Raw genomic sequence first — 17,698 nt, forward strand, 5'->3', positions numbered from 1 at the left:
GTCGTGCCGCTACGGTCGAACGTGATGCGCTGGGTCAGGGAAACCCTACGAAGCGATATCCCAACCGAATACCGAGCTGATCCACATGCCCTTCCACAACTTCTGAGATGCGAACGTTCGTACTGCGATCCGTCCCTCGTTGAGCTGGAAACCGACAGCACCGTTGGTGCCGTTGCACGCGGCAGGAACATTCAGATCTCCCAGCGACGAATGGTACCCGTCCGGGATGAGGAGGATATCCCATGCCTCCCATGCCGTGACATCCCAGTCGTCGATCATCTCGACCTGCAGGCTCATGTTGACATGACGCCCGGTGACGGTCGCGCTGAATTTCCTCCGCGGGAACGTCCCCGACCATTGCCCGTCACTAAACAGGTGCTCGATGTGGTTCAGGGAATCCCTATGCGGTGAGCGCCCGCTCGTAGAGGCGTTGCGCGTCGCGCAGCGCGGTGATGTCGGGCTTGAGATAGTAGCGGGCGGTGGTCTGGATATCGCTGTGACCGAGCATCCTCGACACGACCGCGATGTCGGCACCCGCACTCAGCGCGTTCGTCGCCCAACTGTGGCGCAGGTTGCGTGGCGGCACGTACGGCAGATCATGCCGCAGACAGTACGACCGGTAGGCGCGAGCGAGCTGCGGCGGGGTGAGGTCTCCAATCAGCCGGCCGCCCGTGCGGGGCCTGAGCTCACGCAGGCGTCGGACCGCGAACCGTGGAAGAGGGAGGGTACGTCGGGACAGTTCGGTCTTCGGCTCCACGATGGTCTCGTGTCCACCCACCCATTGCACGCCGCGGTTGACACGTAGCGTACCCGCCCGGAGGTCGAGATCCGCCCATTCGAGCCCGTACCCCTCCTCGGTGCGCAGCCCACAGGTCGCGGCGCACAGGAGCCACGCCTCGAGATCACTGCCGTAGACGCCGCGCAGGAGCGTGCGTGTCTCGCTGATGCTCAGGAGACGCGGCTCGTATCGGCGCTTCTGTGGCAGCCGGATCTCACGGCGGGTGACGTCCGCGTCCACCAGTCCCCAGCGGACCGCCTTGCGCAGCATGCCGCGCAACAGCGCCCATGCCTTCCGTGCGGCTCCGGAGGATGATAGTCCCGAGATCCACGAGTCCACAGTCTCCACCGTGATGGCCGCCATGTCCATGTGCCCGAGGGTGGGCTCGATGTGCAGTCTCCACGCCGACTCGTAGCCGACCAGCGTGCACTCGCGGAGCGTCCGCTCGCAGTACGGCAGATACCTGTCCGTCCAGTAATCCGATAACAGCATTTTTGACTCCGATCAATCAGTAATCCCACACGTCGCGTGGCCTGTCCACGCGGATCTCCCGTGTGGGATTTTCCATATCACCACGAGGAGGTTGTATGAGCCCGTTCGAACAGTCCCTGCTCATGTGGGCGATCACCGGCATCGCGTCGGGCGCGATCGGCTATCTGCTCGCGTGGCTGCGCGGCCGCAGTCGCAGGGACACGGCGATCGATGACGGTGTGCGCGTCCTGTTGTTGTGTGAGCTGGAGCGCCAGCAGCGGGAGATGGTCGCCAACGGCGGCATCGCCGACAACGAGAGCAAATCACGCGCACAGACCGTTTATGACGCCTACCACCAGCTCGGCGGCAACGGCCACGGAACCGCAGTCAACGATGACATCCAACGCGCACCAATCGCACGCAAACCATAACCAACGAAAGGAGAAACCACCATGAAAAACTGGGACACGCTCGAGGCCGATGTGGATCGGATCCTCACCAAGCATTTCACATCCGGCCGCAACGGGCGGAAGATCAAGATGGTCGTCGTGCATCACAACGGCGGCCGACTGGACGTGGATGGCTGCTGGCAGACATGGCAGACCCGCCAGGCCAGCGCGCACTACCAGGTGTGCGTCGACGGCACGATCGGCCAGCTCGTCTGGGACCGTGACACCGCCTGGCACGCCGCCAACGGCGAGGCAAACAGGGCGTCGATCGGCATCGAGCATGCCGACGAGACCACCAACCCGTGGCATATCTCGGACGCCACACTGGACAACGGCGCGCATCTCGTGGCTGCGATCTGCAAGCACTACGGACTGGGACGCCCGGAGTGGATGGTCAATGTGTTCCCGCATTCGCACTTCTCGTCCACGGAGTGTCCGGCATCCATCGCCGGCGACCAGAATGCTGCCTACATGCAGCGCGCCTAGCAGTGGTACGACAACATGACCAATGGCGCGGATGTGCCGGCGCAGGTGCCGCAGTCCACGCCGAGCACTCCGCAGGATGACGGCAAGCTTGCGATTGACGGCTCGTGTGGTCCGGCCACGATCCGCCGCTGGCAGCAGGTCATGGGCACGACCGTCGATGGCATTATCAGCGGTCAGAAGGTACCGAATCAGCGCACCTACTGGCGTCCCGCCCTTGCCCCGTCCTGCGTCTCCTACGGGGGTAAGGGCAGTGAGCTTATCCGCAGTGTCCAGGCCCAGCTCGGGCTGGATCAGGACGGTCTGTTGGGGCCGGCCACGATCACAGCCATTCAACGCCATCTCGGTGTCAAGCAGGACGCGTCGTTTGGCCCGGCCACGGTACGCGCCCTGCAGGCCCGTTTGAACGAAAACCGATTCTAAGAAGGAGGATTCATGGCAGAAGACGAGAACACTCCGCAGCACGCTGCGGACACTACCCCGTATACGCCCGTGTTCGACGAGCGCGTACGCACCGCGGTCTACGTGGCCACGCTGCTCGCCTCGGTGATCGGACTCGGATTCATGTGCTTCGGATCCCCGGACATCGGCGGGTTCATCAGCACCGCAGCCGGCATCATCGCCGCAGGCTTCGGCACCGCCTACAACCCTGTACGACTTGGCAGCAAGTAATGCTGAATCAGCCGGAACAATTGGCCCCTCATCCAGCATGAATGCCGGGTGAGGGGCCAATTTTCTATGTTCTATTCGCTGTCACGGTAGATGATGTGCACTCCAGATCGCTGTGCAGCCTGTTGGGCGACGGCTCGATGCCATGCTGACGGCAGGCCTGCCGGGGACTCCGCATCGGTTCTGGGAACGATCAGCGATCCAGTTGTGGTTTGGGCTGCCTGATCCACCTCGAGGTCAAACATGGTTTTGAGTTTCTGCAGATCCTGTTCGAGTTCGTTAGGTAGCGGCCGATTGCGTTCCCATCGTTGCACCGAAAATTCACTTACGTTCCACCGTCGAGCGAGCCATTTCGTGGTCAGTCCCATGGACTCGCGCAGGCATTTCATTTCAGCGCAGCTCATTGCCATATGGTCCTCCCCTGATACTCTCGGTGCCCTATGCGAGAGTATCACGCGTTGTCAAGCCACGCGGCGAGGCTAATGCCAGCATGCCGATCCACTGCGGCGCGTTCCCGGTCATAGAATCGGAGCATTTGCTCGGCAGTCCAGTTGCCGGAGGCCATGATGTCTCGTGGAGGCACGCCCGCGTCGAGCGCCAGCGTAGCGAACGTGCGTCGCATGGCGTGCGCGGTGACCTGCTTGCCGACCCCGGCCCGGCCGGCCAGATCCCGTAAGAGCCGGTTGACGCTGTCTTGGCTGATCCTGCTGCCGGTATTACCGAGGAACAGAGGGCCGTCGTCGCGCGTACCGAGCATTCGCCGGATCGCCATGTCGGCATGGTAGGGCAGTTGGATGCGCTGTGTGTAGGTCTCGTGGGCGACGGTTTTTCTGGTGACGCGCAGGGTGCGAGTCTCCCCGTAGTCCTCGATGTCGGTCACGTTCGTGTTGACGAGTTCCATGTTGCGGATTCCGGTGAGCAGGAGTGTCCAGTAGACGGCACCTGCACGCGGATCGGGGTGCCGGTCGGCGGTTTCGCCCATGCGGCGTGCCTCGTCGGCGGTCAGCCATACGCCGTTCGACTCGCGGGGACGGGCAGGCATGCGCACATGGGCGCCGGGATCCGAGGGCGTCCATCCCTCCTCGTGGGCGAACCGGTAGAGGCCACGGATCGCGCACAAGCTTGCATATCGGGTTGTGGCTGGCTGGCCGACCTGTTCCAGCTGTGTGGCGTAGCGTTCGAGGTCGGGACGTGTGGCGCTCATCGGATCGATATCGTTGGCCTGGCACCAGGATTGCCATGCCGTGATGGAGGCCGCGTATCGTTTGACGGTGCGTGGCCTGTAGCCGCCGGCGAGCCAGTCGGAGATGAGTCGTTCGGGTAGTTGCGTGCTCATGATGTCATCTCCCCGATTCGGCGGTCGATTTCGGAGATACGGTCCATGAGTCGCTGTCGTTCGGCCTTGAGGACGGTGATCGGATCGTCGTCTACGAGCTCGTATCGGCCGGGTTCGAGCATGTCGAGCGCGCTGGCGGGCAGGTCGCGGATTTCGATGACCACCTGATCGCACTCGCCGATATCCGGATATTTCATGCTGCCGCCGGATGGCGCGAACTCTCCATGGACGATTATGGCGTTGCCGGCGAGGCGTACTGGCTCGTCCCGCCCCGCCCTGTGAGCGATGCTGCGGCCTGCCACGCGGATCTCATTACCGTCGGTGTAGGCATCAGCGTTGACTCGGATGGTAACCGCGGAACTGGTATTCCCGGTTGAATATCCCCATAGGTCGGCGGCGAGCTGTTCGACCCTCTCGCGGTCACGGATGTCGAATCGCCATGATCGGGTGGCGGGGTCCCATTTGCCTCCGATCCTGCGTGCCAGCTTGGGGCAGTCGGGATGGTAGGGACTGACGAGGCGGATGCCGTCGTCAGTGTCGATGATAGTTACGTCCTGCATGATTCTCCTTGATTCCCATATGGGGCCGCGCTGCGTCGAGCGGCCCCGCGTCTCTTCGTTCCGGTCAGGCCTGTGCCCGATGCGTGGCGGGGCCGGAAAACCGGCTGGCGCCCACGACGACGACCGGCCGGCCGATCTGACGGCCGATCTGGTAGCGTGCGCCTCCGGCCTCGTTGGCGATGAGCCTGTACCGTTTTGTGGTCTCGTCGTCGGCGTACGCCACGTCGCCGGCCATGGTGTGGTAGTAGCGGCCGTGACCAACGATGTGGCCGTCGCTTGTGCAAAACACGATCTCGTAGCGCTCCGCGCCCTGCGCCCATGCGGCCAGGGGCATGGGATCCGCGTCATCGTCGAACTTCATGAGACCGAACACGTCCTCGGCCTTGGAAATGTAATACGGGTGAATATCCATGATGAGAGCCTTCCTGCTCCGTCCGGGCTTGCCTTGTGCTGCCCGTTGATATCTCTAACCATACAGCAATCGGTGGTAATTTACCACCGACGGCGTGTTGCAGATCCACCACAATGAGACCAATCCCCCGTGGAGACATACTCCCAACAATAGGGGAACCAATAAGGGAACCGACAGAGGGGATACCAAAAAATTGCTGAAAGTCCAATAAGTTAGACACATTCAAGCGGAATCCCCCTCACTCCGCACACAAGGGTTTCCAGGATTTCCCGGAAGCCCTTTTTCATGCCGTTTTCGGCGGTATTCCAACGGTTCGACATGCCATGCGTTCCACATGCCGGAACCGAGCGATGAGTCATCTCAGGATGAGAGATCATCTGCTTTTCGCAGCATCAAACACCCGAAAAATCCACAAAGAAACGGGTGTTTGACGCTGCGAAAAGCAGAAAGACTCCAAACGAGTCCATACAGCGAGATCACGCGGCCGATATGTTTCACCATGCGGGAATATCTGCTCTTTGGGGCGTCAACATCCCGTTTTTGCGTCGATTTTCGGGATTTTGGCGCCCCAAAGAGCGGAATTCGGGATTTTCGCGCCCCAAATTCCGTTTCTGGCATCCCAACCGCACGCCCCAGCGCCTCCCGCGCCCCTCGCTACCATGGAGTCATGAGTACTTCGCCACGTCTTGCTGCTGCCAAACGAGACTGGGGGCATGACGAGACCGGCTGCACCACGCTGCACATCGACATGGACGCGTTCTTCGCCTCCTGCGAGATCGCCCGGCATCCCGAGCTCAAGGGCAGGCCGGTGATCATCGGCACAGGTCCCCGATCGGTGGTGTCGGCAGCCAGCTACGAGGCCCGTCCGTTCGGTGTGAACTCGGCCATGCCCACGGCCACGGCACGACGCCTGTGCCCGCAGGGCGTCTTTCTTCCCGTGGACATGACGTACTATCGCGAGATCTCCCGACGTGTGTTCGCCCTGTTCGGTGAGGTGACCGACCGCATCGAACGAGTGTCGGTGGACGAATGCTATATGGACGTGTCTGGCGCGCTACGACGCTGGGAGCGTCCCACGGCGATCGGCGCATGGCTGCGCGAGGAAGTGGCGCGCACTTTTGGCCTCACCTGTTCGGTGGGCGTGGCGTCGAACAAACTCGTGGCCAAGCTGGCGTCCACCAATGCCAAGCCCAACGGCATGCTGCTGATCCCGGTGGCGCGTCAGGCCGAATTCGTGCAGATGCTGCCGTTGCGATCGATTCCGGGCGTGGGGCCATCGCTCGGCAGACGACTTGAGCACTGGGGCGTGACCACGGTGGCACAGCTGGCACGACTCGATGAGACCGAGATCGCGCAGGCATGCGGTTCCACCACGCACGCCCATTCGCTGTATCTGGCCGCGCGCGGTCTCGACACGCGTGTGGTGATGCCGGTCTCCCCGGAGAAGTCCATCGGCGCGGAGCGCACGTTCGACATGGATGCCGTTACCGCGGGCGAGGTGACGAGTCTGCTGCTGTGGGGCGCCGATCGTGTGGCATCCACGCTGCGTGGCAAACGGCTCATGGCGCGCACGATCACCGTGAAACTGCGGTTCGCCGATCTGTCGTATTCAACCAAATCGCACACGTTGGAGACCCCGGTGACCATGGCGAGCGCGATCTATCCGCAGAGCGTGCGACTGTTGGAGCGCATGCTGGGCATGCCGGAGGGTTCGGCGTCCGACAACGACGCGCGTCTCCCCCGTCCGGTGAGGCTGGCCGGGGTGAGTGTTTCGGGGCTCGCCGACACGGCGACGACGCCGGTGCAGGCGAGTTTTGACGATCTGCTGGCGGAGGAGGATGCGGGCATGGGTCCGTGTTCGTCGGATGGGCGAGCGACGCGGATTGCCGGGAGTGCAAGAGTTCACGACGACAGCGACGATGATGGCGGCAATGTTGACACAGACGGCAAACGCGGCCGAAGCGACAACGTCGGTGGCGGTACCGGCGGCGTCCGTGATCATATGACGAATACGACGGCTAGGAGCGTGAATGCCATACGGATGGGTCAGGCCGAGAAGGCGTTGGATTCGATCCGTCAGCGGTATGGCAGTGATGCGGTGCGGTTGGGTTTGCGCAGACCGCAGGGGACGCATCGGACCGATAAAGAGTGAGAGCGGAAAGATTAGGTTGAGCGTTAGTGGTGTGGGATCCCTCCCTCAGTCACGCGTTGCGTGACAGCTCCCTCCCACGGAGAGAGCACGATACGAATTATCACTTTGCAGCGCGGACCCTCTCTCCCACGAGGGGAGTTCCTGTGTTCTCCCTCCCTGGGAGGGAGATGTCGCGACGCAAGTCGTGACAGAGAGAGGGGCGTGTGGACGCAACCGGCTTAGCGTCGGACCGAACGCGTATTGGATGTGAGCCCTCCCTCAGTCACGCGTTGCGTGACAGCTCCCTCCCATGGAGGGAGCACAACGATATCCAGTGTGTCTCCTTACCTAGGAGAGAGTACGAAGAACGAGAAAGGGCTTCCGCCCTGCATGTGCATCATGCGAGGCGGAAGCCCTGGGAGGATATCAGCTAGGAGATCCGGTCAGCGACCGATCGGCTTAATGTCCGATCAGAGGTTGCCCTTCTCCCACTTGCCGTTGTTCAGGTCGTCGGCGATCTTGCGGTACTTGTCGTCGGTCAGACCGTAGAGGAAGAAGATGATCAGCATGGCGGCGAACAGTGCCACGGCCGGGTACAGGGTCATGGCGCCCTTGATGCCGTTCAGAGTGGCCTGAGACTGCACCTGGTTGGCGACGTAGCCGGTCACGCCCAGGATGCCGGCGGTGATGACGGCGGCCAGGGACTGCGCGAGCTTACGGGAGAAGTTGAACGCGGCCACGGTGATGCCTTCCTTGCGGATGCCGGTGTGCCACTCGCCGTAGTCGATCACGTCGTTGACGAAGGCCCAGGTGATGCCGTTCGGGATGGCGAGGCACACGTAGCCGATGGTCACGAAGATGATGAAGGTGACGAGGTTGGTCGGCAGGAAGTAGTTGATCAGGTTGGCGACGGCGCCCACGACGAAGCAGACCACGGCGACCTGCTTCTTGCCGAACTTCTTGACCAGGAACGGGATGGAGAGGATGGCCACGATGGAGCAGCCCATCTGGATGGCGTTGATGACCGGCTGCAGACCCATGTTGCCCAGGTTGTACTCGGCGAAGTACAGCATCATGGCGTTGTTGGTGTTCATGGCGGAGATGGTGAACAGGGTCATCAGAATGATGGCGAGCAGCGGCTTGTTGGTGAAGACCACCTTGATGTAGGCGCCGACGCCTTCCTTCTTCTTGTCGCCGGTCTTCTCACGGTTGACCTGGATGTGCTCCTTGCAGTTGAAGAAGGTGACGGCGAAGCAGCAGACACCAAGCAGGGCCATGATCGTGGCGGCCACGGCGTAGCCGTGGAACGTGGTGACCTTGCCGTCGGAGTTGGAGAACAGCAGGATGATCGGGATGAAGGCCACGCCGGTGATCCACTGGGCGCCCAGCGAGCCGGCCTGACGGGTGGTTGCCAGCTGTGCACGTTCGTCAACGTCACGGGTCATGACGTTCGCGAGGCCCACGTACGGCAGGTTGGTAAACGAATAGCAGGTGCCCCAGGCCATGTAGGTGACGAACGCGTAGGCGATGCGTCCCCACATCGGGAAGTCGGGCATGGTGAACGTGATGACCGTGAGGATGGACAGCACGATGGCGCCGACCATCATGACCGGACGGAACTTGCCGTGCTTGCCGATCTTGCGGCTGTCGACGAACGCGCCGGCGATCGGGTCCATGAACGCGTCGTAGATCTTGGTCGTGGCCATGATCGTGGCGACCATGCCGGGGTTGATCAGCGCGACGTCGGTGTAGAACTTGGTCAGGTAGGCCTGACCCAGATCGAACATGAAGCCGTTGCCAAGATCACCAAAGCCGTAGCCGATCTTTTCACGCCAGCTCAGCTTCTTCTGGCCGTTGATCGTGGCGGCCTTTTCCTGTACTGCACTAGTCATCGTATTTTCACCTTTTGATAACAACTCCGCAATGACGACGATGTCGTTGCGGTCCTTCCTTTTTCTTCTTCAGTTATACGGTATTCAGTTATGAAACCGGCCGGCGGCCGACCGACGCGGGAAACGCGCCGACCCGTACCGCCGGAACGATCGTTCTCTCTCGGATGCCGATCCGTATGGATCAGTAGATCAGGCGAAGAGCTCCTTGGCGTTGTTGTAGGAGACGTCCTGCACCAGCGGGGCCAGGGTGTCGAGATCCGACGGGATCTCGCCGCGGGAGGCCCACTCGCCCAGCTGCTCGCACAGAATGCGGCGGAAGAACTCGTGGCGCGGGAAGCTCAGGAACGAGCGGGAGTCCGTGGTCATGCCCACGAAGTTGCCCAGCAGGGAGCCTTCGGCCATAGTCTGGATCTGCTTGCGGATGCCGGTGCGGGTGTCGTTGAACCACCAAGCGTTGCCGAGGGCCATGCGCTGCTTCATGCCACCCTGGAAGCATCCCATGATGGTGGTGATGGCCAGGTAGTCGTTCGGGTTGAGCGAGTAAATGAGCATCTTCGGGATGGAGTCGGTCTTGGCGGCCTCGTTGAGCAGGGCGGCCAGCGGCTCGGCGATGGAACGATCGTTGATCGAATCGTAGCCGGTGTCGGGGCCGTGGATGCCGAACTCGCGCTCGTTGATGTTGCGCATGGCGTGGATGTGCAGCTGCATGGTCCAGCCGTGGGCGTGGTAGATCTTCATGAGGTCCAGGAACAGCTGGGTGCGGTACTTGGTGACCTCTTCGAGGGTCAGCGGCTCGCCGGCACGGGCCTTGGCGAGGATCGCGTCGCGCTCGGCTGCGGTGGACGGCGCGTACAGCATCAGGTCGGCCGCGTGGTCGGACAGGCGGGAGCCGTGCTCGTGGAAGAAGTCAACGCGCTTGTTGATGGCGGCCATCATGTCGTCGAAGGAGTTGACAGTGTCGCCGGTGACCTGCTCGAGCTGATCAACCCATTCGGAGAAGCCGGGCTTGTCCGGGTTCAGGGCCTTGTCCGGGCGCATGGCCGGGATCATCTTGAAGGTGTCGCCACCCTCCTTCTCGAACGCGATGTGGTATTCGAGGGAGTCGACCGGATCATCGGTGGTGCAGATGGTGTCGAGGTTCATGCGGCGCAGCAGCGAACGGCGGGAGAACTCCGGGGTGGCCAGCATTTCGTTGGTCTTCTCGTAGATCGCCTTGGCGGTCTTGGTGTTCAGCTCGTCGGTGATGCCGAAGTAGCGACGCAGCTCCTGATGGGTCCACATGTAGACCGGAGAGCCGATGGCCTTCTCCATGGTCTGCGCGTAGGCATAGAACTTGTCCCACGGATCGCCGTTGCCGGTGATGAGCTCCTCCGGAACGCCGTTGGCGCGCTCCAGACGCCACTTGTAGTGGTCGCCGTAGTTGTTGCCGTCGGTGAGCCAGGCCTCGACGATGTCCTTGAAGTTCGGATCCTTGTAGATTTCTTCCGGGTGCAGATGGCAGTGGTAATCCACGATCGGCATGCTCTCCGCATAACCGTGGAACAGCTCCTTGGCCAGATCCGTGGTCAGCAGGTAGTCATCATCCATGAAAGCCATGGTCAGTAACCTCCTTCGGTCCTTCCGAACACCGCGCATACTACGGCCTGAGCCGCCACTGTATGGCTGTGATCGTGGTATTCCGTCTTTCCGTAAGGTCTGCGTCCATGCAAACCTTTGAACACTTCACACGATAGGAAGCGTGAGCCAGATCACTTTCTTTTGTTGCCAGCATTTGCCTCTTTTTTTGACTTTTGTTGACAATGTTGCAACTCATGGCAACGAACATGATGACGGACATGGCATTTTCTATGCTGAAATCAGCGTCTCCATGACGAGATCGCACCTTATGAAAGGAACTTCAATGAGCAACGAAGCTTGTGCATACTGCGATGAGGGTGCTGCCCTCGATGCCTTCGGAATCAAGATCTACGAGCTGCCGGCCAGCAAGCTGGTGCTGTTCAAGGAGCAGAGCCACAAGGGCCGCGTGATCGTGGCGTCCAAGCATCACGTCTCCGAGATCGTGGAGCTGAGCGAGGCCGACCGCAACGCCTTCTTCGCCGACGTGGACCGCGTGGCCAAGGCCCTGCACGCCACGTTCCACCCGGACAAGGTGAACTACGGCGCCTACGGCGACACCGGTCATCATCTGCACTTCCATCTGGTGCCGAAGTACAAGGACGACGAGTTCGAGTGGGGCGGTACCTTTGCCATGAACCCCGACCGTGTACACCTGTCCGACGCCGAGTACGACGAGCTGGCCAAGGCCATCGTCGCCAACCTCTGATCGGCTGGCGTCCGACTGACGTCTGACCGTCTGATTGATTGAGGGGATGGCGGCGTTCGCCCCGTCGTCATCCCCGGCATTTCTTCCTTTTTCTCCTTTTGCAGAACGCGCCCCGTCGGTGATGAACCGACGGGGCGCGTTCTGCGTATAGGGGAAGACAGTGGGAGTTTGTTGCGCGGGGAGCCCTTCCTTGGTTGAGAGCCCTCCCTCAGTCCGCCGGTGGCGGACAGCTCCCTCCCGTGGAGGGAGCACATCTCCACTCCGAGGCGATCCTCATCCGCTTCCCGACAGCTCCCTCCCGTGGAGGGAGCACATGCCACGATCGGCATCAGCCCGCGCGCTGGTGTCGTCAGGCGGTGGGAGCGGCGTGGGCGAGGCGTTCGACAGCGGCGTTGACCGCGGCGTCGGTGGCGGTGGCGGATACGCGTAGATATGCCTTGTCGCCGTAGAACTCGCCGGGGCTGACGATGATGCCGAGCCTGGCGAGCGCGTCGATGTCGGTCCAGCAGTCGCCGCTGATGGCCTTCACCCATACGTACAGCGCGCCTTCGGGCATCACGGCCTCGTATCCGGCCGTGCGCAGTCCTTCGACGAGCAGTTCGAGACGGCTGCGGTAGCGTGCGCGCTGGTCGAGCACGGCATCCAGATCGTCGAGTCCGGCGGCCATGGCGGCCTGACTCGGGCCGGGAATGATCTGGCCGATCTGCTTACGGGTCTCCAGCATGGGGGCTACGATCTCGTTGTCGCCCACGATCAGCGCAGTACGGTAGCCAGCCATGTTGGACTGCTTACTCAGCGAATACAGGCACAGCAGTCCCTTGGCGCTACCGTCGCACACGTCACTGCCAAGAATGCAGTCGGTGGCGGTCAGCTCGGGACCGGCCGTACGCCAGTCCATCAGCGCGTAGCATTCGTCGGACACCACGACCGCACCGATCCTGCGCGCCGCATCGACGATCGCATGCAGCTGCGCTGCGGTGAGCACCTCGCCGGTGGGGTTGGACGGCGAGTTGACCCACACCATCTTCACACCGGGCACGTGCGCCCACGACTCCACGTCGGCGACGTCGGTCTTCAACGTTTCCGCGCCGGCCAGCTGCGTTCCGATCTCGTACGTCGGATATGAGATGCGCGGCTGCACCACAACATCGCCCTTGCCGAGGCCGAGCAGCGACGCCATGAGCGAGACGCCTTCCTTGGAACCGACCGTGGGGCAGATGCCGGCATCGAGCGCGTTCAGATCCACGCCGCGCGTCTTGGCGAACCAGCGCGTGATCGCCTCGCGCAGCTGCTTGGTGCCGCGCGTGACCGGATACCCGTAGGCGTTCGGATCATTGGCCGCGCCGGCCAGGGCCTTGCGCACGCTGGCGGGCACATCGTCGACCGGCGAACCGATGGACAGATCGATCATGCCGTCCGGATGCTGCGAGGCCACGGCCTTTGCGGCGGACAGTCGGGACCAGTCGTATGGCGTGCTGAATGGTGCGAATCCCACGGGGTGCCTCCGTTCATGGGTTTCCGAATGAATGCATACTGGGCGTAATCATAAGAGATTCCGGCACCCACCATGCTCATTCTCCCGTTTTGGCGGGAATGTGAACAGGTACGGTGCCGGAATCGTTCGTTTTGAAATGGGCGTCCGCGAGGGACGTTCGCCCCTGATCAGTCTTGATTCTGCGGGGGCAGGGCGGCCACCTGCGCCTGATCGTGGTCGATCTCGCCGAAGCCGGACGCTCCGCCCTGATCGCCCACCTCGGCGAAGAACTCCACGGCGGCGTCCTTGTACCAGGCCCACTCCTCGGGCAGATCATCCTCGTAGAAGATGGCCTCGGTGGGGCACACGGGCTCGCACGCGCCGCAGTCCACGCACTCGTTCGGATTGATGTAGAGCGTACGCGGACCCTCGTAGATGCAGTCCACCGGGCATTCGTCCACGCAGGCCTTGTCCTTCACATCCACGCACGGCTGGGCAACAACATAAGGCATAGTCGACCTCCTTCAGTCTCGCCGCACATCCCCGCGGCGTTTCACATACTGAACATATAGTTTACGCCGCCCCCATAACAGAGGCGGCGTAGTGGGTTTGGATGCCGATGCCCTCGAGCGCTAGCGGAGGTCGGCGGGGATGTCGCCCTTGAGCTGGTCGAGACCCAGACGAGAGTGGCGATATCCATAGGAGAAGTAGATCACGAAGCCGACCACGAGCCACACCACGAAACGCACCCAGGTGAGCACGGTGAGGTTGAGCATGAGCCACAGGTTGGCCAGACCGATGAGGATCGGAATCCACGGATTGCCGGGCATGGTGAACGAGCGCTTAAGATCGGGACGCTTCTTGCGCATGATCGGGATGGAGATGGCCACCAGGGTGAACGCGGACAGCGTACCGATGTTCACCATGTCGGACAGCACGCCGATGTCGAAGAACGCGGCGACCAGGGCCACGATCACGCCACAGACGATCTGCAGGATGGCCGGGGTGCCATGCACGCCGGTCTTGGACAGGCCACGCGGCAGCAGGCCGTCACGGCTCATGGCGAACACGATGCGGGTGAGGCCGAGCAGCAGCACCATGACCACAGTGGCCAGGCCCAGCACGATGCCGAAGCTGATGATCTTGGCGGCCCAGTTGGCGCCCACCAGCTCGAACGCGGTGGCGAGCGACGGGCTCTGCGCCTTAGCGAGGTCCTTGTAGGAAACCATGCCGGTGGTCACGACGGCCACGGCCACGTACATGATGATGATGAGCAGCATGCCGGTGCCGATGCCCAGCGGCACGGCCTTCTTCGGGTTGTCGGTCTCCTCGGCGGCGGTGGCCACCACGTCGAAGCCGATGAACGCGAAGAACACGAGCGCGGCGCCGGACAGAATGCCCGGAATGCCGTAGATGGACGGGGTCATGCCGGTGGCCCACTGCCACAGCGGCTGCGCCCAGATGCCGGTCACCTCGGACGAAGCGGTCTGAATGGAGGACGCAGGTTCGGCCGGCGGGATGAACGGCGTGAAGTTGGAGGCCTTGATGTAGAAGAATCCGACGATGACGACGAAGAACACGATGCCGATCTTGAGCACGGTCATCGCGCCGTCCACGCGGGCGCCCAGTCGAGTGCCGTACACGAGCAGCGTGGTGAAGAACGCGACGATGATGATCGGCGCCACGTCAAGGGCGAACGAACCGATCTGGATGTTGGTGTTGAGGTTCCAACCCATCAGGCGGAAGAAGTCGTTGAGGTACACGCCCCAGTATTTGGAGATCACGGAGCCTGCCATCAGCATTTCCAGAATCAGGTCCCAGCCGATGATCCACGCCACGATCTCGCCGACCGTGGTGTAGGTGAACGTGTAGGCGGATCCGGCCACGGGAATCATCGACGCGAATTCGGCGTAACACATCACGGCCGCACCGCACACGATGCCGGCAATCACGAAGCTGATGATCACGGCAGGACCGGCATGGTAGGCGGCGGCTTGGGCGCCCACGGAGAAGATACCCGCACCCACGGCGACGGCCACGCCCATGATGGCCAGATCCCACCACTTCAGATTGCGCTTGAGCTTGCGGTCGGCCTCGTCGGTCTCGGCGAGGGTCTGTTCGACCGTCTTGGTTCGTAAAAGATTCATATAGTCCTTCTCCCGGAGTGGACCTGCGATGCTGCAAGGCCGTCCCGTTGTAGTTCCTTGAAGAGATTAGACAAGAATTGTGAAAAAACAAGTAAACGAGCGTGGTTTTGCAGGCAACAGGCAGGTTACGTCCGAAATATGGGACGTCAATCGTTTTTCGGAACGGTTTTGTGGGGTGGATGAGCCCCCGGTGGAGGCGGCTAAGGTTCGGCGGAAATGACGTGAGGCCCGCGGATGCAAGTCATCCAACGGGCCTCACGATGCTCAATGCTCAATATTCGACGTTCACGCTCGCCGCCTCGTCGAGCACCGATCGACGTGGATCAACAGATCAGCGCAGATCGATGCCGATGGCGACAGGCTCGGGCACCAGACGCACGCCGAACGCAGATTCGACGCCATTCTGCACGGTGCGGGCCAGTTCGGCCACATCAGCGGCGGTGGCGGATCCGCGGTTCGTCAGGGCCAGCGTATGCAGCGTGGACAGCGACGCGGCGGCACCCTCGTGCACGGCGAATCCCTTGTGGAATCCGGCGTGGTCGATCAGCCACGCGGCCGAGGTCTTAACGCCCTGCGCTCCACTACCGTCGGGCAGAGGCGCGGCGAATCGGGGGGCGTCCTCGGGCAGCTTGGCCGCAGCCTCGGCGGTGAGCACGGGGTTCATGAAGAAGCTGCCGCAGCTGTGGCGGTTGTAGTCGGGATCGGTAGATCCGTTCACGGACTTGAGCGCTTCCATGGCCGCGTCGATGGTACGGGTGTCCTTGGTGCCGCGCATCCACGGCGAGGCGTAACGGTTGGGATCCTCGAGCATGCCCTTGCCGGCGCGCACGGCGAGCACGGCGTCGCGAATGGCCTGCGTCTCCAGGCGGGTTCCGGTCTCCACGCCGAGCGCGCGGGCGAGCTGGCCGACGTTGACCACACCGGTGGCGCTGTGTCGCAGCGCGAACGTGACCGACAGCACCACATAGCGCGGCGTGGGGAAGTACTTGTCGGCCGGCGTTGCCGGAGCCTGGTACATGCTCGACTTGAGCGCCGAAGTGCGGTATCCGAAGTGCAGGTCGGCGGGCGTGAGCTCTACGACCTTCTTGGTTTCGCGATCCCACACCTCCACGGAATCCACGCTGTCGGCGACCTCCTGGCCATAGGCGCCGATGTTCTGCACCACGGACGCACCCACGGTTCCCGGAATGCCGGACAGGCCCTCGACGCCCTCCAGACCGAGTCGTACGCAGAATTCGACCAAATCATCCCAGTTCGTGCCGGCTTCGGCGTTCACATGCACGGTACGGTCGTCGCCCTCGACGGGGGCCACTTCGTCGGGCACGCCGATGGATCGTCTCGCATCGCGGACGACGAATCCCATGAACGGCTCGTCGCTGACCAGCATGTTGGAGCCTCCGCCGATGACGCACAGCGGCACGCCGCGATCGTCCGCGTCCTCGACGGCCTCGATCACGCCCACGCGGGAGTCGGGTTCAATGAAACGTGCGATGGATCCGCCTACGCCGATGGTGGTCAGATCCGCAAAAGTAGGAGAAGTCATATGGCCCACCATATCAACACCAGTGGGCGGTGCGCGATGGCGACGCGTACACCGCATGCACCACCGCATGCATCGCGGATATGCATGTCACGCAAACGAAACTGAATAACCGCCGCATAATCGCATATACGAAAAAATCCCGACCACCGCATGGTGATCGGGATTCGAAGCCTTGCCTAAGCGTAAACCTTAGCGGGTCTCGCGGTGCAGGGTCTTCTTGCCGCAACGGGCGCAGAACTTCTGCAGCTCAAGACGATCCGGGGTGTTACGACGGTTCTTGGTCGTAATGTAGTTACGCTCTTTGCACTCGGTGCAGGCCAGCGTGATGCCGGGACGGATATCGGCGCTTTTTGCCATCATTCACCTCATATAATAGTGTCATCGCCGGCTTCTCCGACGTTTTGTAGCGAGGAAGAGACTCGAACTCTTGACCTTACGATTATGAGTCGTACGCTCTAACCAGCTGAGCTACCCCGCCATGAGAGCCTCGAGTGAGAATCGGACTCACGACCTCTTCCTTACCAAGGAAGTGCTCTACCACTGAGCTATCGAGGCGTGGCGGATAGTGGATTCGAACCACTGAAGCACGAAGCGGCTGATTTACAGTCAGCTCCCTTTGACCGCTTGGGAAATCCGCCATTGCTCATCCCGGAGGAAGACCTCCGTGATCGGCAACTCGGCTATATAAACATATTTTCGCGGGGTACGCAAATCGGCGTGTCGTAGGCGTGTCGCCAGCGGTACATAGCCCGTTCTATCCGCTTGTATCCCATGATTTCCAACGGAAATCCGGCTTCGGCGAAGATCTGTTTGGGCCCCTTGCCTCGCTTATATTCCTCGATCGCATGTTTGGAAAATTCTTTCGTGTAATGAATGTTTCCCCGCGTATCGACGTGGCTCACGGCGTCCAGACTCTCCAGCAACTGCCGTTGGCTGGCGGTGAATCCCCGGGGCTTCCCCTGAGATTCCGCAGGCGTCTCCCCCATATAAGTCTGCTGAGACATGACACCTCCTTGTCGTATTCATGTCA

The 17,698-nt window shown here is 61.8% G+C and carries 20 protein-coding genes and 3 tRNA genes; 6 read left to right on the forward strand and 17 right to left on the reverse strand.

The window, feature by feature from the left end; translation table 11 throughout:
• Positions 1-45: 45 nt before the first annotated feature.
• Positions 46-297 (reverse strand): hypothetical protein, encoded by a 252-nt coding sequence (locus Tam10B_RS02485; RefSeq protein WP_093959679.1) that lies wholly within the window; start codon positions 295-297, stop codon positions 46-48.
• A gap of 103 nt (positions 298-400) precedes the next feature.
• Complete coding sequence (locus Tam10B_RS02490; protein ID WP_093959680.1) at positions 401-1,270, reverse strand: tyrosine-type recombinase/integrase; 870 nt, start codon at positions 1,268-1,270, stop codon at positions 401-403.
• Positions 1,271-1,365: 95 nt separating this feature from the next.
• Here Tam10B_RS02490 and Tam10B_RS02495 point away from each other — a divergent pair, with 95 nt between their 5' ends.
• From Tam10B_RS02495 to Tam10B_RS02510, 4 genes are read left to right on the forward strand one after another with little or no spacing between them, the layout of a single operon-like run.
• Positions 1,366-1,680: a hypothetical protein gene (locus Tam10B_RS02495; protein WP_093959681.1), complete on the forward strand. Its 315-nt coding sequence runs from the start codon at positions 1,366-1,368 to the stop codon at positions 1,678-1,680.
• 21 nt (positions 1,681-1,701) lie between these two features.
• The gene (locus Tam10B_RS02500; protein WP_093959682.1) at positions 1,702-2,184 is read left to right on the forward strand and encodes a peptidoglycan recognition protein family protein; all 483 of its coding nucleotides are present in this window, start codon (positions 1,702-1,704) and stop codon (positions 2,182-2,184) included.
• Positions 2,185-2,199: 15 nt separating this feature from the next.
• On the forward strand, positions 2,200-2,604 hold the full coding sequence (locus Tam10B_RS02505) for a hypothetical protein (protein ID WP_233133545.1): 405 nt from the start codon (positions 2,200-2,202) through the stop codon (positions 2,602-2,604).
• A gap of 12 nt (positions 2,605-2,616) precedes the next feature.
• The gene (locus tag Tam10B_RS02510; protein WP_093959683.1) at positions 2,617-2,853 is read left to right on the forward strand and encodes a hypothetical protein; all 237 of its coding nucleotides are present in this window, start codon (positions 2,617-2,619) and stop codon (positions 2,851-2,853) included.
• A 71-nt stretch (positions 2,854-2,924) separates the two neighbouring features.
• Here the strand turns inward: Tam10B_RS02510 and Tam10B_RS02515 are convergent, their stop codons facing one another.
• The 4 genes from Tam10B_RS02515 to Tam10B_RS02530 all read right to left on the reverse strand — a co-directional run bounded on the left by Tam10B_RS02515 (position 2,925) and on the right by Tam10B_RS02530 (position 5,158).
• Complete coding sequence (locus Tam10B_RS02515) at positions 2,925-3,260, reverse strand: helix-turn-helix domain-containing protein (protein WP_093959684.1); 336 nt, start codon at positions 3,258-3,260, stop codon at positions 2,925-2,927.
• 41 nt (positions 3,261-3,301) lie between these two features.
• The gene (locus Tam10B_RS02520; protein ID WP_093959685.1) at positions 3,302-4,186 is read right to left on the reverse strand and encodes a tyrosine-type recombinase/integrase; all 885 of its coding nucleotides are present in this window, start codon (positions 4,184-4,186) and stop codon (positions 3,302-3,304) included.
• Positions 4,183-4,746 (reverse strand): hypothetical protein, encoded by a 564-nt coding sequence (locus Tam10B_RS02525; protein ID WP_093959686.1) that lies wholly within the window; start codon positions 4,744-4,746, stop codon positions 4,183-4,185. Before Tam10B_RS02525 ends, Tam10B_RS02520 begins: the two co-directional genes overlap by 4 nt.
• Before the next feature lie 64 nt (positions 4,747-4,810).
• Positions 4,811-5,158 (reverse strand): hypothetical protein, encoded by a 348-nt coding sequence (locus tag Tam10B_RS02530; protein ID WP_093959687.1) that lies wholly within the window; start codon positions 5,156-5,158, stop codon positions 4,811-4,813.
• Between the two features lie 667 nt (positions 5,159-5,825).
• On the opposite strand from Tam10B_RS02530, the gene dinB reads away from it, so the two are divergent.
• Positions 5,826-7,310, forward strand: a complete 1,485-nt coding sequence (gene dinB, locus Tam10B_RS02535) for a DNA polymerase IV (RefSeq protein ID WP_093959688.1) — start codon at positions 5,826-5,828, stop codon at positions 7,308-7,310.
• Positions 7,311-7,759: 449 nt separating this feature from the next.
• On the opposite strand, the gene Tam10B_RS02540 is transcribed toward dinB, so the two are convergent.
• Together Tam10B_RS02540 and uxaC are read right to left on the reverse strand one after the other, a co-directional pair.
• Entirely contained in the window at positions 7,760-9,181 is a 1,422-nt protein-coding gene (locus tag Tam10B_RS02540) for a glycoside-pentoside-hexuronide (GPH):cation symporter (protein ID WP_093959689.1), read from the reverse strand.
• A gap of 189 nt (positions 9,182-9,370) precedes the next feature.
• Positions 9,371-10,777 (reverse strand): glucuronate isomerase, encoded by a 1,407-nt coding sequence (uxaC, locus tag Tam10B_RS02545; protein WP_198947499.1) that lies wholly within the window; start codon positions 10,775-10,777, stop codon positions 9,371-9,373.
• Between the two features lie 304 nt (positions 10,778-11,081).
• Between uxaC and Tam10B_RS02555 the strand changes: the two genes are divergently transcribed.
• A complete protein-coding gene (locus tag Tam10B_RS02555) occupies positions 11,082-11,504 on the forward strand; it encodes an HIT family protein (protein WP_093959692.1) in 423 nt (140 codons plus the stop codon).
• Positions 11,505-11,853: 349 nt separating this feature from the next.
• On the opposite strand, the gene dapC is transcribed toward Tam10B_RS02555, so the two are convergent.
• The 9 genes from dapC to Tam10B_RS02600 all read right to left on the reverse strand — a co-directional run bounded on the left by dapC (position 11,854) and on the right by Tam10B_RS02600 (position 17,672).
• Positions 11,854-12,999 (reverse strand): succinyldiaminopimelate transaminase, encoded by a 1,146-nt coding sequence (gene dapC, locus Tam10B_RS02560; RefSeq protein ID WP_093959693.1) that lies wholly within the window; start codon positions 12,997-12,999, stop codon positions 11,854-11,856.
• Between the two features lie 167 nt (positions 13,000-13,166).
• A complete protein-coding gene (fdxA, locus tag Tam10B_RS02565; protein ID WP_093959694.1) occupies positions 13,167-13,490 on the reverse strand; it encodes a ferredoxin in 324 nt (107 codons plus the stop codon).
• A 120-nt stretch (positions 13,491-13,610) separates the two neighbouring features.
• Positions 13,611-15,125, reverse strand: coding sequence for an amino acid permease (locus tag Tam10B_RS02570; protein WP_093959695.1), 1,515 nt, complete (start codon positions 15,123-15,125; stop codon positions 13,611-13,613).
• A gap of 331 nt (positions 15,126-15,456) precedes the next feature.
• Positions 15,457-16,668, reverse strand: a complete 1,212-nt coding sequence (locus Tam10B_RS02575) for a UDP-N-acetylmuramate dehydrogenase (protein WP_093959696.1) — start codon at positions 16,666-16,668, stop codon at positions 15,457-15,459.
• 189 nt (positions 16,669-16,857) lie between these two features.
• Positions 16,858-17,028, reverse strand: a complete 171-nt coding sequence (rpmG, locus tag Tam10B_RS02580; protein ID WP_093959697.1) for a 50S ribosomal protein L33 — start codon at positions 17,026-17,028, stop codon at positions 16,858-16,860.
• A gap of 44 nt (positions 17,029-17,072) precedes the next feature.
• Positions 17,073-17,146 (reverse strand) — tRNA-Met (locus tag Tam10B_RS02585).
• Positions 17,147-17,151: 5 nt separating this feature from the next.
• A tRNA-Thr gene (locus tag Tam10B_RS02590) sits at positions 17,152-17,223 on the reverse strand.
• A gap of 1 nt (position 17,224) precedes the next feature.
• Positions 17,225-17,306: transfer RNA gene (locus Tam10B_RS02595), tRNA-Tyr, on the reverse strand.
• Between the two features lie 42 nt (positions 17,307-17,348).
• Positions 17,349-17,672 (reverse strand): hypothetical protein, encoded by a 324-nt coding sequence (locus Tam10B_RS02600; protein WP_093959698.1) that lies wholly within the window; start codon positions 17,670-17,672, stop codon positions 17,349-17,351.
• Positions 17,673-17,698: the final 26 nt, after the last annotated feature.

This window comes from Bifidobacterium vansinderenii, assembly GCF_002234915.1.
Classification (GTDB): Bacteria; Actinomycetota; Actinomycetes; order Actinomycetales; family Bifidobacteriaceae; genus Galliscardovia; species Galliscardovia vansinderenii.

What these genes read in the sequence shown, in the direction of transcription:
- Tam10B_RS02570 (WP_093959695.1), bottom strand. Translation starts at nt 15,125, where the DNA reads ATGAATCTTTTACGAACCAAGACGGTCGAACAGACCCTCGCCGAGACC.
- Tam10B_RS02500 (WP_093959682.1), top strand. Translation starts at nt 1,702, where the DNA reads ATGAAAAACTGGGACACGCTCGAGGCCGATGTGGATCGGATCCTCACC.
- Tam10B_RS02575 (WP_093959696.1), bottom strand. Translation starts at nt 16,668, where the DNA reads ATGACTTCTCCTACTTTTGCGGATCTGACCACCATCGGCGTAGGCGGA.
- Tam10B_RS02490 (WP_093959680.1), bottom strand. Translation starts at nt 1,270, where the DNA reads ATGCTGTTATCGGATTACTGGACGGACAGGTATCTGCCGTACTGCGAG.
- Tam10B_RS02540 (WP_093959689.1), bottom strand. Translation starts at nt 9,181, where the DNA reads ATGACTAGTGCAGTACAGGAAAAGGCCGCCACGATCAACGGCCAGAAG.
- Tam10B_RS02525 (WP_093959686.1), bottom strand. Translation starts at nt 4,746, where the DNA reads ATGCAGGACGTAACTATCATCGACACTGACGACGGCATCCGCCTCGTC.
- Tam10B_RS02485 (WP_093959679.1), bottom strand. Translation starts at nt 297, where the DNA reads ATGAGCCTGCAGGTCGAGATGATCGACGACTGGGATGTCACGGCATGG.
- Tam10B_RS02505 (WP_233133545.1), top strand. Translation starts at nt 2,200, where the DNA reads ATGACCAATGGCGCGGATGTGCCGGCGCAGGTGCCGCAGTCCACGCCG.
- uxaC (WP_198947499.1), bottom strand. Translation starts at nt 10,777, where the DNA reads ATGGCTTTCATGGATGATGACTACCTGCTGACCACGGATCTGGCCAAG.
- dinB (WP_093959688.1), top strand. Translation starts at nt 5,826, where the DNA reads ATGAGTACTTCGCCACGTCTTGCTGCTGCCAAACGAGACTGGGGGCAT.
- fdxA (WP_093959694.1), bottom strand. Translation starts at nt 13,490, where the DNA reads ATGCCTTATGTTGTTGCCCAGCCGTGCGTGGATGTGAAGGACAAGGCC.
- rpmG (WP_093959697.1), bottom strand. Translation starts at nt 17,028, where the DNA reads ATGATGGCAAAAAGCGCCGATATCCGTCCCGGCATCACGCTGGCCTGC.
- Tam10B_RS02530 (WP_093959687.1), bottom strand. Translation starts at nt 5,158, where the DNA reads ATGGATATTCACCCGTATTACATTTCCAAGGCCGAGGACGTGTTCGGT.
- Tam10B_RS02520 (WP_093959685.1), bottom strand. Translation starts at nt 4,186, where the DNA reads ATGAGCACGCAACTACCCGAACGACTCATCTCCGACTGGCTCGCCGGC.
- Tam10B_RS02515 (WP_093959684.1), bottom strand. Translation starts at nt 3,260, where the DNA reads ATGGCAATGAGCTGCGCTGAAATGAAATGCCTGCGCGAGTCCATGGGA.
- Tam10B_RS02555 (WP_093959692.1), top strand. Translation starts at nt 11,082, where the DNA reads ATGAGCAACGAAGCTTGTGCATACTGCGATGAGGGTGCTGCCCTCGAT.
- Tam10B_RS02495 (WP_093959681.1), top strand. Translation starts at nt 1,366, where the DNA reads ATGAGCCCGTTCGAACAGTCCCTGCTCATGTGGGCGATCACCGGCATC.
- Tam10B_RS02510 (WP_093959683.1), top strand. Translation starts at nt 2,617, where the DNA reads ATGGCAGAAGACGAGAACACTCCGCAGCACGCTGCGGACACTACCCCG.
- Tam10B_RS02600 (WP_093959698.1), bottom strand. Translation starts at nt 17,672, where the DNA reads ATGTCTCAGCAGACTTATATGGGGGAGACGCCTGCGGAATCTCAGGGG.